This is a genomic window from Sphingobacterium mizutaii (assembly GCF_900187125.1).
GTDB classification, from domain to species: domain Bacteria; phylum Bacteroidota; class Bacteroidia; order Sphingobacteriales; family Sphingobacteriaceae; genus Sphingobacterium; species Sphingobacterium mizutaii.
Map to the genome: position 1 here is coordinate 2,365,007 of NZ_LT906468.1, position 15,931 is coordinate 2,380,937.

At 39.0% G+C, this 15,931-nt stretch carries 14 protein-coding genes; 6 read left to right on the forward strand and 8 right to left on the reverse strand.

Features of this window, described 5'->3' with window-relative positions; translation table 11 throughout:
* Positions 1-38: 38 nt before the first annotated feature.
* Complete coding sequence (locus CKW03_RS10205; protein WP_093096390.1) at positions 39-2,243, reverse strand: RelA/SpoT family protein; 2,205 nt, start codon at positions 2,241-2,243, stop codon at positions 39-41.
* Between the two features lie 137 nt (positions 2,244-2,380).
* Here CKW03_RS10205 and CKW03_RS10210 point away from each other — a divergent pair, with 137 nt between their 5' ends.
* Genes CKW03_RS10210 through bshB1 form a run of 3 tightly spaced genes read left to right on the forward strand, consistent with a single transcriptional unit; the run spans position 2,381 to position 4,304 of the window.
* Positions 2,381-3,025, forward strand: a complete 645-nt coding sequence (locus CKW03_RS10210; protein WP_236736458.1) for a DUF4294 domain-containing protein — start codon at positions 2,381-2,383, stop codon at positions 3,023-3,025.
* 12 nt (positions 3,026-3,037) lie between these two features.
* On the forward strand, positions 3,038-3,535 hold the full coding sequence (locus CKW03_RS10215) for a glutathione peroxidase (RefSeq protein WP_093096394.1): 498 nt from the start codon (positions 3,038-3,040) through the stop codon (positions 3,533-3,535).
* Positions 3,536-3,584: 49 nt separating this feature from the next.
* Positions 3,585-4,304: a bacillithiol biosynthesis deacetylase BshB1 gene (gene bshB1, locus CKW03_RS10220; RefSeq protein ID WP_093096396.1), complete on the forward strand. Its 720-nt coding sequence runs from the start codon at positions 3,585-3,587 to the stop codon at positions 4,302-4,304.
* A gap of 136 nt (positions 4,305-4,440) precedes the next feature.
* Here the strand turns inward: bshB1 and CKW03_RS10225 are convergent, their stop codons facing one another.
* The 5 genes from CKW03_RS10225 to CKW03_RS10245 all read right to left on the reverse strand — a co-directional run bounded on the left by CKW03_RS10225 (position 4,441) and on the right by CKW03_RS10245 (position 8,346).
* Positions 4,441-5,421 (reverse strand): bifunctional riboflavin kinase/FAD synthetase, encoded by a 981-nt coding sequence (locus tag CKW03_RS10225; protein ID WP_093096398.1) that lies wholly within the window; start codon positions 5,419-5,421, stop codon positions 4,441-4,443.
* A 26-nt stretch (positions 5,422-5,447) separates the two neighbouring features.
* Positions 5,448-6,170 (reverse strand): tRNA pseudouridine(55) synthase TruB, encoded by a 723-nt coding sequence (gene truB / locus CKW03_RS10230; protein ID WP_093096399.1) that lies wholly within the window; start codon positions 6,168-6,170, stop codon positions 5,448-5,450.
* Positions 6,171-6,365: 195 nt separating this feature from the next.
* Complete coding sequence (locus tag CKW03_RS10235) at positions 6,366-7,184, reverse strand: undecaprenyl-diphosphate phosphatase (RefSeq protein ID WP_093096402.1); 819 nt, start codon at positions 7,182-7,184, stop codon at positions 6,366-6,368.
* Positions 7,184-7,438, reverse strand: a complete 255-nt coding sequence (locus CKW03_RS10240) for a DUF3098 domain-containing protein (RefSeq protein WP_093096404.1) — start codon at positions 7,436-7,438, stop codon at positions 7,184-7,186. Before CKW03_RS10240 ends, CKW03_RS10235 begins: the two co-directional genes overlap by 1 nt.
* A 29-nt stretch (positions 7,439-7,467) precedes the next feature.
* Complete coding sequence (locus tag CKW03_RS10245) at positions 7,468-8,346, reverse strand: cell division protein FtsX (RefSeq protein WP_093096407.1); 879 nt, start codon at positions 8,344-8,346, stop codon at positions 7,468-7,470.
* Between the two features lie 171 nt (positions 8,347-8,517).
* On the opposite strand from CKW03_RS10245, the gene leuS reads away from it, so the two are divergent.
* Positions 8,518-11,301, forward strand: coding sequence for a leucine--tRNA ligase (gene leuS, locus CKW03_RS10250; protein WP_093096409.1), 2,784 nt, complete (start codon positions 8,518-8,520; stop codon positions 11,299-11,301).
* A gap of 566 nt (positions 11,302-11,867) precedes the next feature.
* Here the strand turns inward: leuS and CKW03_RS10255 are convergent.
* Positions 11,868-12,752, reverse strand: coding sequence for a bestrophin family protein (locus CKW03_RS10255; RefSeq protein ID WP_093096412.1), 885 nt, complete (start codon positions 12,750-12,752; stop codon positions 11,868-11,870).
* 49 nt (positions 12,753-12,801) lie between these two features.
* Between CKW03_RS10255 and CKW03_RS10260 the strand changes: the two genes are divergently transcribed.
* Both CKW03_RS10260 and trxA read left to right on the forward strand, forming a co-directional pair.
* Positions 12,802-13,647: a glycoside hydrolase family 25 protein gene (locus CKW03_RS10260; protein WP_093096415.1), complete on the forward strand. Its 846-nt coding sequence runs from the start codon at positions 12,802-12,804 to the stop codon at positions 13,645-13,647.
* Positions 13,648-13,745: 98 nt separating this feature from the next.
* A complete protein-coding gene (gene trxA / locus CKW03_RS10265; protein WP_093096417.1) occupies positions 13,746-14,042 on the forward strand; it encodes a thioredoxin in 297 nt (98 codons plus the stop codon).
* Positions 14,043-14,440: 398 nt separating this feature from the next.
* Here trxA and CKW03_RS10270 read toward each other — a convergent pair whose 3' ends face one another.
* A complete protein-coding gene (locus CKW03_RS10270; protein WP_093096420.1) occupies positions 14,441-15,760 on the reverse strand; it encodes a hemolysin family protein in 1,320 nt (439 codons plus the stop codon).
* Positions 15,761-15,931: the final 171 nt, after the last annotated feature.

Below are 15,931 nucleotides of genomic sequence, written 5' to 3' on the forward strand. Positions count from 1 at the left end.
GTAATGTCCATGTGAAAATGTCAAGACGTTGTAAGTCTTTAGTTTTCCGACTCATATCGTGTTACTCCAGTAATGCCTGGGATCTGTTTCAAATGCTTGATTAAACTATCTAATTGATGGGTGTCATTGACAAAGACCATAATATCTCCCTCGAAAATCCCTTCATTACTAGAAATGGACAATGAGCGGATATTTACCTTGAAGTCCTGCGAAATAACAGTTGTGATCTTATTCACTAAGCCCACATCATCAATGCCGACAATCTTCAAACCAGTTAAGAAAGCCACATTATTGTGCAATGAAGCCCATTTAGCTTTTAAGATCCTATAGCCATAGTTTGCCATTAGTTTTGAAGCGTTAGGACAGCTAGTGCGGTGGATCTTGATGCCATCATTTACAGTCAAGAAACCAAAGATATCATCGCCAGGGATAGGGTTACAACAAGGAGCCAAGGTATAATCTACCTTCTGATAATCATCTCCGATAAGGATGGTATCATCTTTTTTGTTGATCTTCTCAACCAACCCATTGATATGAGATTGGAACTGATTCTGATTAGCATCTTCAGAACGTTCATTAGCTACAAAATTCCTAAGGTTCTTAATATCGATAGCCCCTTTAGCTACATTGTAGAATAGCTCTTGAGAACTTGGAAATTTAAAGAAATTAGCAATCTTATTGATGTTTTCAGTGTTATAGGTAATCTTTAACGATTTCAGCTTTCTCTCTAAGATCTCCTTTCCATCCTCAGCAACCCGACGTTTTTCCTCCTTCAATGAGGATTTGATCTTTGATTTAGCTTTTGCGGTTACCACAAAGTTTAGCCAATCCTCCTTAGGAGTCTGTTTGCTGGAGGTGATAATCTCTACCTGGTCACCATTTTGAAGCTCATGGCTCAATGGGACAAGCTTATGGTTAACCTTGGCACCGATACAGGTAGCTCCAATATCGGTATGGATTTCAAAGGCAAAATCTAGAGCAGTTGCACCGTTAGGGAGCTGAACTAAGGTACCTTTGGGGGTGAAAATGAATATCTCATCCGAGAACAAATTCATCTTAAAATCATCCACAAAATCCAGTGCATTTGGTTCAGGGTTGCTCAAGATATCACGTACTTTCTGTATCCATTGGTCTAAACCGTTGTCAGAATTTGACTCTTTATATTTCCAGTGAGCTGCAAAACCTTTTTCTGCAATCTCATTCATCCTTCTTGTGCGGATCTGTACTTCCACCCATTGTCCTCTCGGACCCATTACGGTGGTGTGCAAGGATTCATATCCGTTTGCTTTTGGAGAAGAAACCCAATCCCTTAAGCGGTCTGGATTCGGGCGATAAAGGTCGGTTACGATCGAATACACCTTCCAACATTCCGTCTTTTCCTTTTCGTCATCGGTATCAATAATGATCCTAATGGCAAAAAGGTCATAGACCTCTTCAAAAGGAATGGACTTCTTGCGCATCTTGTTCCAGATGGAGTGGATAGATTTAGGTCTTCCAAAAACGGAAGCATTAATTCCCTCTTCAGCTAGTATCTCTTGGATTGGAGAAATGAAATCGGCAATGAATTTTTCACGTTCAGCCTTCTTCTCGTTCAATTTCTTTGCGATAAACTTATACGTATCAGGATCCGTATATTTCATCGAAAGGTCTTCCAATTCCGATTTAATGGCATATAGACCCAGTCGATGGGCTAGGGGAGCATACAGGTAGCTGGTTTCTGAGGCGATCTTCAATTGCTTATGACGGGCCATAAATTCCATGGTCCGCATATTATGAAGTCGGTCAGCAAGTTTGATTAAGATAACCCTGACATCATCCGCTAGGGTCAATAGCATTTTTCTAAAGTTCTCGGCTTGCATGGAACTGTTCGGGTCGAAGATCCCAGAGATCTTGGTTAAGCCGTCGATAATACGGACAACTTTTTTGCCGAACTGTTCTTCGATGTCTTGCAGGGTAACACTTGTATCCTCAACAACATCATGTAGCAATGCACAAACAATAGAAGTGGTTCCAAGTCCAATTTCTTCTGCAGCGATCTGTGCTACAGCGATTGGATGGTAAATATAAGGTTCGCCAGATTTCCGGCGCATATCTTTATGGCTTTCCAGTGCTAAATCGAAGGCCTTTCTGATCTGTTGCTTATCTCCTTTTTGAAGAGTGGGCTTACAAGCCCTTAAAAGTGCGCGGTATCTTTTACGGATTTCCTTATTTTCAGCCTCAATATCAATCACATATTCTTCCATAAAATTGCATTGCTATCAAAAAAAATAAAATAATTTGCTATATTTATTGAACAAATAATTAAAGATTTTATACTAAATTGTAAAGTATAAATATACAGAAAAAAAATGAATTTTATCGCATAGGGCTTATTATATTGATGATGTGTGGAAGTAACATAAAGTGGGTTTTTATCGTAGCGATCTTGTTTGCTTGGCCAGCATTTGGCTTTGCTCAAACATTGATAAAACCTCAGTATGGACCGGGAAAACCTGAGGTGGTAGAACATTATGCAACCACAACGCTGGATAATGGCGAAGTTGTGCCTTGGTTCCCCATTGAGGAAGTAGTCATTTACGCTAAACGAACATTTAAAACAGAAGAAGACAGGCAGAAATATTTGAGGTTAAGAAGGAATGTCATTCGCGTCCTTCCTTATGCTATCTATGCCCAAAAAAGGTATGAGCAGTTAGACCGTGACTTAGCCTTGGCCAATTCAAGACGAGAAGAAAAAAGACTGATCAAAGAATGTGAACGGGAAATAAAGGATAAGATCACTTCTGAGGTAAAGAACCTCAGTGTTTCTCAAGGAAAGATCTTGATCAAGCTGATAGAAAGACAAACGGGTAACACCAGTTATGACCTTGTTAAAGATATGAAAGGCGGTATCTCTGCATTTGTTTATCAAGGTGTGGCCAAGATATTTGGCCATAATTTAAAGAGTACATATGATCCTCAGGAAGATTATGAGATAGAGAATATTATTCGCGAATATGAACGTTCGCGGCCAATGGTAAAACGTTAAAAACCTATTATTATGAGTAAGACCGTATATGATTATGATGCATTAGAGTTTAGTGGACAGAAAAGATCACTTCGTGATTTTGAAGGCAAAGTTTTACTCATTGTCAATACTGCAAGCAATTGTCTCTTTAGCGGGCAGTTCAAGACCCTTGAAAATTTATATAAAAAGTATAAAGAGCTGGGTTTTGAGGTATTGGCTTTCCCATCCAACGATTTCCGAAACCAAGAACCTTTAACTGGAAGAACCTTGGAAACTTACTGCCGGATTAACCGCCAAGTAACTTTTCCTGTTTTCAAGAGAATCCATGTGAAAGGGGAATTTACCGATCCACTTTACCGATATCTTACTAATATTGAAGAAAATGGTAAGATTGGAACCATCCCTATGTGGAATTTCCATAAATATTTAATTAATAAAAAAGGGGAAGTTGTCGACCATTTCTATTCTTTGACTAGCCCAATGTCAAAAAAAGTCCACAATCGTATTGAAGAGCTTCTAGGAGACAAGTAATCGCTTTAAATTTTATTAGTTTTGTGTACTGTACTTAATACACAATTTGATGAAATTAGATTTACTTGTCATGACCGTTCATCCTGATGATGCAGAATTAGGAGCCGGTGGTGTTATTGCCAAATATGTAGCCGAAGGGAAAATAGTAGGGATCGTTGATCTTACATTAGGAGAACTGGGGACGCGTGGTACTCCTGAAATCCGTGCTCAAGAGGCGCAGAATGCTGCAAAAATACTAGGTGTAGCGGTTCGTGAGAACCTTAAGTTACGTGATGGATTCTTCCAGAACAATGAAGAAGGTCAAAAGGAAGTCATCAAAGCAATCCGTAAGTTCCAACCGGAAATCGTAATCACCAATGCTTGGGAAGATCGCCACCCAGACCATGGACGTGCCAGCAAGCTGGTCAATGATGCTTTGTTCCTAGCCGGATTAAGAAGGATAGAAACCGAATTAGATGGTATAGCACAAGAGCCTTATCGTCCGAGATTACAGCTTCAATTAATCCAAGACAAATACATCCAGCCTGACATCTTAATTGACATTACTGAGTATTGGGACATCAAAGAACGTTCAATCCTTGCTTACACCTCCCAATTCAATGTCGAAAATCAAGATGATGAGCCGCAGACCTACATCTCTAATCCTGATTTCATGGATTCCACCAAAGCGAGAGGACATGAATTCGGAAGGTCCATCCAAGTGAAATATGCCGAAGGCTTCACATGCAGAAAGATCTTAGGAGTTACGGATCTGTTTGAGCTTTTATAGCTTTAATAGATATGAGATGTGAGATATGAGATATGAGAAAATAAAAAAGGACCAAAATGGTCCTTTTCTTATTAATATTTTATTATTTCACTCTTAATATCTCAAATCTCAATACTCAAATCTCATATCTCCTAAACTACTTCCCTTCGAAATAATTTCTGATATCAGCTTCGTCTTTTTTGATCTGTTCTTGCATCAGTTCAAGGCTTTCAAACCATTGGTCATGACGGATAAATTCAAGGAATTTTACGCGAATGGTCTTGGTATAAAGGTCATCGTTGAAGTCCAAAAGGTTCACTTCAATCTTTCTGTTCATACCATCTACGGTAGGTCGGGTTCCGATATAGCACATTCCTTTCGCAACACGTTCCGGAACTGGTTCAAAATAATCGCCAGTCACGACTTCGGTTGTCTTAGGGAAGATTTCCACCTCAACGGCATAGATACCGTATGCAGGAATCAGTTTATGGGATTCGTGTACATGGAGGTTCGCAGTAGGGAAACCGATCTCACGACCTATTTGATCACCTTTAATCACCGTTCCGGTCAATTCAAAGGGATAGCCTAGGTATTTATTGGCGGTAATGATATCGCCTTTGATCAAGGATTCACGCACTCGGGTTGAAGAAACCGCTACATCTTCGATGTCTTGTTCAGCGATTTGGTCCACTGTATAGTCAAAGATCTCCGAAAAATGGATCAGATCCTTGATCGTTCCTTTGCGGTCCTTGCCAAAATGGTGGTCATAACCGATTACGATTTTTTTACATCCGATCTTATTCACCAAAACATCAGAAATATATTCTTCAGGATTTTGATTAGAGAAATCTCTGGTAAAAGGAGTGATGATCAAGTGGTCGATTCCAGCCAAAGCCAATCGCTCTACTTTCTCTTCAATGTCGTTGATTAACCTGAGGCTATCATCATCCGGATTGATGATCAATCTGGGATGCGGAAAAAAGGTCAGCAATACCGTTTCACCTGTATTATCCTTTGCCAATTCGGTCAATTTATTTAGAATCTTCTGGTGGCCAACATGCACGCCGTCAAATGTCCCTATCGTTACGATAGCATAATCCAACGCTTTGAATTCATCCAGATTTCTGTATATTTTCATTATATCTTTTTCTAAGCTTAGAAGAATTAAACCGTTTGGTTCTTTAACTCTTTTACTTGATTAATTAATTCAGTTAATTCCCAGGCATTTTTCACATCAAAGTCGCCCGATTTTGTTCTTCTCAATGAAGATAGATGTCCACCGCAGTTCAGCTTTTTACCAAAGTCATGGGCTATAGATCGGATATAAGTCCCTTTACTGCATTTGATCCTGAAATAGACCTTTGGCAATTCGATCTTTTCTACATCAAACTCCATGATTTCTACACGTCTAGCCTTCAATTCGACTTCCTCGCCACGTCTTGCTTTCTCATAGACTCGCTCTCCACCAATTTTAATAGCAGAATGGGCAGGAGGGAACTGATCTTGAACGCCCACAAAAGATGCTGCAGTATTCAAGATATCTTCATCTGTCAAAAAAGAATAGTCAAAAGTTTGGTCAATTTCAGTTTCTAGGTCATAAGAAGGAGTGGTAGCTCCTAAGGTTATGGTTCCAGTATATTCTTTGTCCTCCGCTTGGAAGCCATCGATTTGTTTGGTCATTTTACCCGTACATACGATCAGCAATCCTGTTGCCAAGGGGTCTAAGGTACCTGCGTGGCCCACTTTAACCTTCAAGGGCTTAATGCTATTGCGCAATTTACCAACGACATCAAAACTAGTCCAGGTTAATGGCTTATCGATTAATAATACTTCACCCTCCGCAAAAGCAAATTTTGGCTTAGCTTGTCCTTCTATATTTTCGCTCATTTAATCTTAAAGTTTCGTGGAAATCATTCCAATCTGTTAATCAGTTCAGAATATATCCTCTGGCTAATTTTCTGCAAAAATAGGAATTTTATTTAGATGTGAGATATTAGACTTGAGATTTGAGCTATTATTGGTACTAAAAAAGGACCTAATAGGTCCTTCTATATTTTAAATTTTCTATCTCAAATCACACTTCTATCCTTGCGTATAAAAAAACACCAACAATGCTATCCCGATAACAATTCGGTACCAGCCCCAGAATTTGAAGCCGTATTTTGTTAGAACGCTGATAAAGGTTTTCACGGCGATCATTGCTACGATAAAGGCAACGACATTACCAATGATAAAGATCATAATGTTTTCATTGCTGGCCATGATCATCTCATATCCTTTTTGCGCATGTTCTGTTCCTTCTGCCCAGGTCTTTACAAAGATAGAGTAGACCGTTACGGCAAGCATGGTTGGAACTGCCAAGAAAAACGAGAATTCCGCTGCTGCTTTACGATCTAGACCTTGGGTCAAACCACCGATAATCGATGCTGCCGAACGGGAAGTCCCTGGCATCATCGCCAAACATTGCCAAAAACCAATGATAAATGCCTTCTTCACAGGGATCTCTTTCTCATCTGTGATCTTCGGATTCTTGAACCATTTATCGACAAACAAAAGGACCACACCACCCAATACCAATACGGTAGAGATCGCAATCTGGTTCCCTAATACAGCCTCGATCTTATCATCCAATAATTTACCCAAAACTAGGGCAGGGATGACAGCAATGGCTAATTTGTAGTAAAATTTAAGGTTCTTGAAATCAAAGAATCTTCTCCAATAAAGGACAACAATGGAAAGGATAGCTCCAAATTGAATGGAAACCTGGAACATTTTTAGATATTCGCTTTCTTCCATTCCCATCAATGCGGCCGTAAAGCCCATGTGCGCAGTAGAAGAAATAGGAAGGTACTCTGTTAAACCCTCAACGATCGCGAGGATAATTGCTTCTAAATAACTCATTATTCCTGGGTTGTTTTGGTCTTAGGTTTATACAATATTGCTACAAATCCTAATGCAAAACCAGCAACCACAACAATGGGTGCCAAAGTAATTTTGGTAAAGCTGTAAATGTCTTCGGTACCCATCATCAAGATGAAACCTATGGCAACTACAACGATACTCAAAATGAATAATTGATAATTTATTTTCTTAAATACGAACCCTGCATTTGAAGCATTTGCTGGGGTTCCTTTTACATTCTTAGTTTGACTCATTTTCTGAACGGATTAATAATTGATCGATTTTATCTATATAAACTCGCTGATTTAGCACGTAAATATTTGGTAACAGCAAAATATGTACTTGCTCCAGAAATCAAGATACCTAATCCTAAGACAATGGCAAAAATCATTGCAAATTCGAACCAGTCACGTAAGAAAACCAGTTCAGGTACTTGTTTTTGTGCAAATTGTAAGGTCAGAATCAATAGTAAGATAGCAATCAAGGCACCGATCAATCCATGGGCAATACCATACAATATATATGGCTTGCGGATAAAACCTTTGGTCGCACCAATTAACTGCATACTCTTAATCAAGAAACGTTGAGAGTAGATTGCTAAACGAATGGTATTGTTGATCAAAGCCACGGCTATGATCAATAGAATCACGGTAAAGGCAAGAATCACGATACTGATCACGCGGATATTCTTGTTGACCATATCAATCAATGACTCTTGGTAAACCACCTCTTTAATGCGGCTGTTTTTACCAATCTTATTGATGAAGGTCTGGATAGAATCGCTGTTCGCGTATTGTTCCTTCATGTACACATCAATAGAAGGCAACAAAGGGTTTCTACCTAGGTACTCGACAAAATCTTCACCCAAATCCTCTCTCAAGTTCTTTGCTGCAAGTTCCTTGCTCACATATTCCGAACGTAAGACATAAGGATCCTTTTCCAAATCCTTCTGTAGCGAAAGCACATCACCTTCATTGACATTATCATTAACGATAACGTTCAAGACGATGTTTTCTTTAACATAACGGGATAAGTTTTTAGCGTGGACTAGAATTAGTCCCAAAAGACCTGTCATCAATAGAACCAGTGCAATACTGATTACTGTAGATACGTATACTGATTTAGTTTTTTTCCTTGGTGAACCCTGTTCGATCACTGACATATATTTGATTCTGCGTTTATCCTTGCGAAAGTAAGGATTTATTTTTTCCCAATACTAATTTTCTAACAGCGAATATCAGAATTTATTGTATAGAATAAAAAACTTTTATACCGAATTTACCCTAAATTCGCTAATTTCGCAATTCTTTGTACCATACTTTTATAATTAATAATGGAGTATAACCATCAATCTATCGAGCAAAAATGGCAAAAGTTTTGGGCTGATAACCAGACCTTCAAAACTTCTGAATCTACTGAAAAACCAAAATACTATGTTTTGGACATGTTTCCTTATCCTTCTGGTGCTGGGCTGCATGTTGGTCATCCGCTCGGCTATATTGCTTCCGACATCTTTTCACGTTATAAACGCTTAAAAGGCTTCAATGTGTTGCACCCTATGGGTTATGACTCTTTTGGACTTCCTGCTGAACAATATGCAATCCAAACTGGTCAGCATCCTGCAATTACAACTGAAGCGAATATCAACCGTTATAGAGAGCAATTGGATAACATCGGTTTCTCTTATGATTGGTCTCGTGAGGTTCGTACTTCTGAACCTGATTATTACCGCTGGACCCAATGGATCTTTATGCAGCTTTTTGATGCATGGTATAATAAGGAATCCGATAAAGCGGAATCAATCGCTGCTTTAATCCAAAATTTCGAAACCTCAGGTTCTGAAGGTATTAAAGCAGAATCTGATGAAGATGTATTGACCTTTACAGCGGATGAATGGAAAGCATTCTCTGAAACAGAAAAACAAACAGAACTTTTAAAATATAGACTGGCTTTCTTAAGGGAAAGTACGGTGAACTGGTGTCCTGCCTTAGGTACGGTATTGGCAAATGACGAAGTAATCAACGGCTTGTCAGAACGTGGTGGATTCCCAGTGGAGCAAAAGAAAATGATGCAATGGTCAATGCGTATCACCGCTTATGCGGACCGCCTATTGAGAGGTCTGGATACCATCGATTGGCCAGAGCCTTTGGTAGAGATGCAGCGCAACTGGATCGGTAAATCTGTAGGAGCAAGTGTAAAATTCCCTGTTCCCCAATTGAACGATAACATCGAAGTATTTACCACCCGTGTGGATACGATCTTCGGAGTTAGTTTTGTTGTTTTGGCACCAGAACATGAGTTGGTTTCTGCTTTAACCACAGACGCTCAAAAAGCTGAAATTGAATCTTATATCGATAAGACCTCAAAGAAATCAGAATTGGACCGTCTTGCGGATACCAAAACTGTTTCAGGAGCATTTACAGGCTCTTATGCGAAACATCCTTTAACTGGGGAAGATGTACAGATCTGGATTGCTGATTATGTATTGGCAGGATATGGTACCGGAGCCGTTATGGCAGTTCCTTCAGGGGATCAACGCGATTATTTATTCGCTAAACACTTTAACCTTCCTATTATTCCGATCTCAGATTCACAGGACATATCTGAAGCTGCGGATCCGAATAAGGACGGAAAATATATCAATTCAGATTTCATCAATGGAATGAGCTATCAAGAGGCTGTTCCAGCATTGATCGAAAAACTGGAAGCTATTAAATTAGGTAAAGCCAAGATCAACTTCCGTATGCGCGATGCCATCTTCGGCAGACAAAGATATTGGGGCGAGCCTGTTCCTGTTTATTTCAAGGATGGTTTACCATATTTGATCAAGGAAGAGGAGTTACCATTACTGCTTCCTGAGGTTGATAAATATCTTCCAACCGAAACCGGAGAGCCACCTTTAGGCCGTGCCGAAGGATGGAAATACCAAGACCAATACGAATATGAATTGAGTACCATGCCAGGATGGGCAGGTTCTTCATGGTATTGGTTCCGCTATATGGATCCTAAAAATGAAAAGGACTTTGCTTCTAAAGAAGCAGTAGATTATTGGAAAGCAGTGGATCTTTATATTGGTGGTTCTGAGCATGCTACAGGTCACTTGCTATACTCGCGCTTCTGGAACAAGTTCTTAAAGGATATCGGTTATCACAATGAGGAAGAACCTTTCAAGAAACTGATCAATCAAGGAATGATCCAAGGAAGATCGAATTTCGTATACCGTGTTTTAGATGCTGAAGGCAAAGGTACCAATCAATTTGTTTCCTTAGGGCTGAAAGATCAGTATACGGTCAATCCATTGCACGTAGATGTGAATATCGTTCATAATGATGTTTTAGATCTAGAGAAATTCAAGCAGTCAAGACCTGATTATAATGATGCGGAATTCATATTGGAAAACGGTAAATATATCTGCGGAACCGAAGTTGAGAAGATGTCAAAGTCTAAATTCAACGTGGTCAACCCAGATGATATCATCGAACAATATGGAGCTGATACACTTCGTTTGTACGAAATGTTCTTAGGACCTTTGGAACAGGCAAAACCTTGGAATACAAATGGTATCGAAGGTGTATATAAATTCTTACGTAAGGTATGGCGCTTATTCCATGATGCTGAAGGAAACTTCCAGGTGTCAGATGAAGAACCAAGCAAAGCAGAGTACAAAGCCTTGCATAAGATCATCAAAAAAGTGGAGGAAGATATTGAGCGTTTCTCATTCAATACTTCTGTATCGGCCTTTATGATCTGTGTCAATGAATTGACAGACCTGAAGACCAACAAACGTAAGATCCTTCAAGATCTATTGATCGTCCTTGAACCATATGCACCGCATATCACGGAAGAACTGTGGTCCAAATTAGGAAATGAAGCTGGAACGATTTCTTATGCAGATTACCCGGTCTTCAAACCAGAATATTTAGTGGAGAGCGAATTTGCATACCCTGTTTCCATTAACGGAAAAATGAAAATGAACCTTCCACTTGCCTTAGACCTAGATCAGCAAGCTGTTGAAGGAATATTAAAAGAAAATGCAGATGTCCAAAAATTATTGGATGGCAAAGCAGTCAAGAAGGTCATTTTTGTAAAAGGAAAGATCATCAATATTGTAGTGTAAGGAATTGCATTGCGAATAGAATTATATTAAGGGGATGGTGAAAACTATCCCCTTTTTTATGGTGAATCGAACCAGGATTGCCCTCGACTCCCCTTCGACTCCGCTCACCCACCGGATGGACCAAGATCTGGATTTGAATCAGGGTTTAACGTCAATCAAACAATTAATTGGCAGATGTTTCTTTAGCGCATTTCCAATTCTGAACGAACAGTGAAGAATCTGTCCGATCTTATAAAAAATGGACTGTCATCCTTTACCGAAGGTAAAAGACCTGTACGCCAATGCAGCAATAGATGTTTTCTTTTTAAAATTTCGCATTTCTCCGAGATGTTTCGTGCCTCAACATGACAGGTAGGAAGCAGATTGAAGAGCTGTACGCCATTGCAATGCTAAAAAAGCGCATTTCTCCGAGATGTTTCGTTCCTCAACATGACAGGAAGGGAGTGCAATGAGGAACTGTGCAACATTGCAATACTAAAAAGCACTCCTTTCCGGTGTCAAACTGAGGCACGAAGTTTCATACCTCAACATCTCCAGTAATGGAGCAGATTGAGGAACTTCCCAAATTACCCCAGCAAAATTTCATTGCTATGCTTTTTGATATTCGCAGCAATTTTATCGATCGGTAAATCATCCGAATCTGAACCAAATGGATCTTCTATGGATTCTCCAATCATTTCTAGGGTAGCTAATACATAAAATATAAATGGCACTGCCGCGACTACGAAATAACCCATGGAAAATACCAGACCAATTGGTAGGGTAGCTGTATACAGCACAATAAATGTTTTAATAAATGCGCTATAGCCCAATGGGATCGGCGTATTCTTAATTCGCTCACAGGCACCCGTTATTTCCGTTAATGATGTCAATTCCTTATTCAGCACGATGAGCTGGTCTCCGGTAATGATCCCTTCCTTATAGATGATATTTGTCTTCTTGTAAATCAATGCCGCAACCTGATTAGGTCCATGCTTTTTATCATCCAAATCCTGCAATTCAGGATGCTCGTTCTCATCCAACATAAATTTGGTATAGTCTGATCTCAAGTAACTAAATAAAGTCTCCGCAAACAGCGCTATTGACTTTTTATAGAAACTTCGATTGACCTTATCATCAGGCGCGAGGAATGCATTCAGCTTAATGGATAGGGTCCTGCTGGTATTTGTTAATGCACCCCATTGCTTTCTGGCTTCCCACCATCGGTCGTAAGCGGTATTGGTTCGAAATACCAATAATAAGGATAGTACAAATCCCAATAGATTATGTACTGTGGTGATGTTTTTCATCCAAGTCCTGTCTGACAACTTCAGGTATTCTAATTCCCAATAAGCTAAAGCCCAGGACACTAAAACCGAAATAATAAGGTAGGGAAGAAGTCGCTTAAAAATTTTACTGTTGTGGAGGTAGGCTATGGTTTTAAACCAGTCTTTGGGGTTGTAAACAATCATTGAATAAATTTTTTGGCTATCATCTATAAATAGCCTAATTTCACGCAATATGACAAAAAAGCGCAAAACGGTCAAGAAAAAAGTTGTCTCTGAAAGAGAAATTAACCGAAACTTACTGTTTTGGAGTATTGCCATTCCCTGCTTGATTGTCATTGGCATCTTTGCTTGGCAACATCGCGCCGGTCTATCTTACCTGATGGTTAAATGGTTTGAAAAGGATAAGATGATCGCCGAGGATAACAGCAAATACGACATCCGGAACGTTGAGCTGATGCGCAGGCATGATGATAAAATTTTCGGAATCGATATCTCCCAATATCAAGGTGAGATATCCTGGGATGAGGTCTTGACCATCAATGATGAATTTCCCATTGATTTCATCTACATCCGAGCTACCATGGGCGAAAAGGCTAAGGATAGCAAATTCAAATCCAATTGGAAGGCTGTCAAGAATAGGAATAAACTGCGGGGAGCCTACCATTATTTCCGCCCGAATGAAAATTCTATTAAACAAGCCAATAACTTTATTAAAACAGTTGACCTTGAACCTGGAGACCTTCCTCCTGTATTGGATATTGAAGAAATGCCGAGGAACCAATCCATGGACAGTTTAAAAACCGGTTTAAAAAGATGGTTGGTCCAAGTCGAAAAACATTTTAAAATTAAGCCTGTTCTATATTCGGGAGATAAATATTTTGCCGATTTCCTCGAAAAGGAATTTGCTGATTATACCCTTTGGATCGCGAACTATAATTTTTGGGTGGAGAAACCCAAGAAACATTGGAATTTCTGGCAATTTTCGGAGAAAGGAACCGTAAAGGGCATCAAAGGTCCAGTTGACCTCAATCTTTTCAGTGGCGATATTGAAGAGTTAGAAAAATTGAGCTTAGAATAAACGAATAAGCCTTAAATTTGTCTTACATAAGGAAACAATTAAATTAACAGAGCAGTTTAAGCTTGTCCTAAATGCTCAATTTTAATAATTATAAAACAATGGCATCATTTAACGATATACTTCAAAAGAATTCTTTGGTTTTGATCGACTTTTCAGCAGCCTGGTGCGGACCATGCCAAATGTTGGCACCAATCCTCAAAGAGGTTAAAGATGAAATGGGAGAGAAGCTTTCGATCATAAAAATCGATATAGACAAGAACCAAGCGGTAGCAAGCAAATTTCATGTTCAAGGTGTTCCTACCTTGATCCTCTATAAGGATGGAAACCAGGTTTGGCGCCAAAGTGGATTGCAACCGAAACATGAACTTTTGAAAATCATTAATTCCTTTTCATAAGGATAAGATAAGAGGGTGTCAAGCTTGAACATCCTCTTATTTTTTATGATTATTTCCATTACCGTTCCTTCCAATTTTCACCCTTATCTATCAAGGTTTTTCAGGTCTTAATTTTCCTTATAAACTTGCCTTTTTTAAATAGAAAAATTCAAAGCTTAAATCGAGGAAAAACCCTTGATTTAATATGGACCTCATTCGAGACACATTCCGAATTTTCCGAATATGCCTCGAATAAGGGTAAACTGAGAGCAATAGCATACCCTTAAAATAATTCCGATTAAAATTCACTCCAATTCACTTAATAATTATCATAAGATTAGCCATGAAACATGACCATTATTTAACAAAAAAAGCTACCCTTTTTGGGTAGCTTTTCTCTATATTTTTATGGGTGATTATCAATCGATATTTGCGGTTTCATCGGAAGCCGGATCTTTGACGATCAAGCTCAGTTTATCGATCCGGTGTCCATCCATATCCAAGACCTCAAACTCTAGATTCTTGTACATTACTTTTTCACCTTCCTCAGGGATATGATCCAGTAATAAGAACACCAATCCAGCAACTGTCGTCAGATTACCGATTTCATCTTCATCTTCTTCTGTAAGGTCCAAATTGAACATTTCAATAAAATCATCCAATTGGAAACTTCCATCAATGACAAAAGAACCATCCTCACGTTGTCGGATAGTTTTCTTCTCTTCTGTTTCCGGCGAGTCGAATCCACCCACCAATGATGCCACAATATCTGTCATGGTGATGATCCCTTGCGGACTACCGTACTCATCAACTACCACTGCTTGCAAAACCTTAGCTATTTTCAGTGTTTTAAGGACATTATAGGCGTAAGTATTCTCATTGACAAAGGGGATAGGAGTAACCAGCTTGGAAAGGTCCATTTCCTTTGAGGTCAAGTATTCCTTCAATAAGGTTTTGACGTGTACCAATCCAACAACATGGTCAAAATTACCATCGCAGACTGGGTATTCCGTATGTTCATCAGCAATAATGCAGGCTTTGTTTTCTTCAAAAGAATCTTGGATATCCAGATAAGTAATCTTGCTTCGGTGAACCATCAGATTAATTGCCTTCTTATCACCTAAGCTTAATACCCTGTCTACCATATCATGTTCAATTCCTTCAATGGCTCCACTATCTACACCTTCATCCACCAACGCCTTGATCTCTTCTTCAGTCACCGCATTTTGGTTGATTTTGATGTTGAATAATTTCACGATAAACTCCGTTGAAATACTCAATAACCAAACAAAGGGCTTGACGATCTTGCTCAGAACATTCATTGGTACTGAAATAAAAGAAGCATATTTTTCTGGGATTGCCATACCGATACGCTTCGGAACCAATTCTCCGATGATCAGAGAGAGGTAAGTAATGATCAATACCACCAGTAAAACAGATACCTGATTGCTGTATGGAGCTAATGCTTCTATTTTATTAAGTTGTTCTGCTATATAAACTGATATTGTTCCTCCGGAGAAAAAACCCGTCAAAATACCAATCAGGGTAATACCGATCTGTACTGTAGATAAGAAGTTGTTAGGGTTTTCTTTTAGTTCCAGTGCGGTCCTTGCACCTTTATTTTTCGAACTTGCAGCTTGCAATCGTGCTTTTCTGCTGGATACAATCGCTATCTCAGAGGCAGATAGGATTCCATTTAAAACTATTAATATGAGAATAATTACTATTTCCGTGACCATATGGGATATAAATCGCTAATCATGTAGCAAATTACGAAATATTCTTTTCAATACTTGATTAAAATTGATTTTAAAGCAAGGAAACAACCTATAATTAAAGCATAATTTTAATTGCATCCAATTTTATTATGCAACCGTTTGATTATAAAAAATATTTTATTTATTGATTCT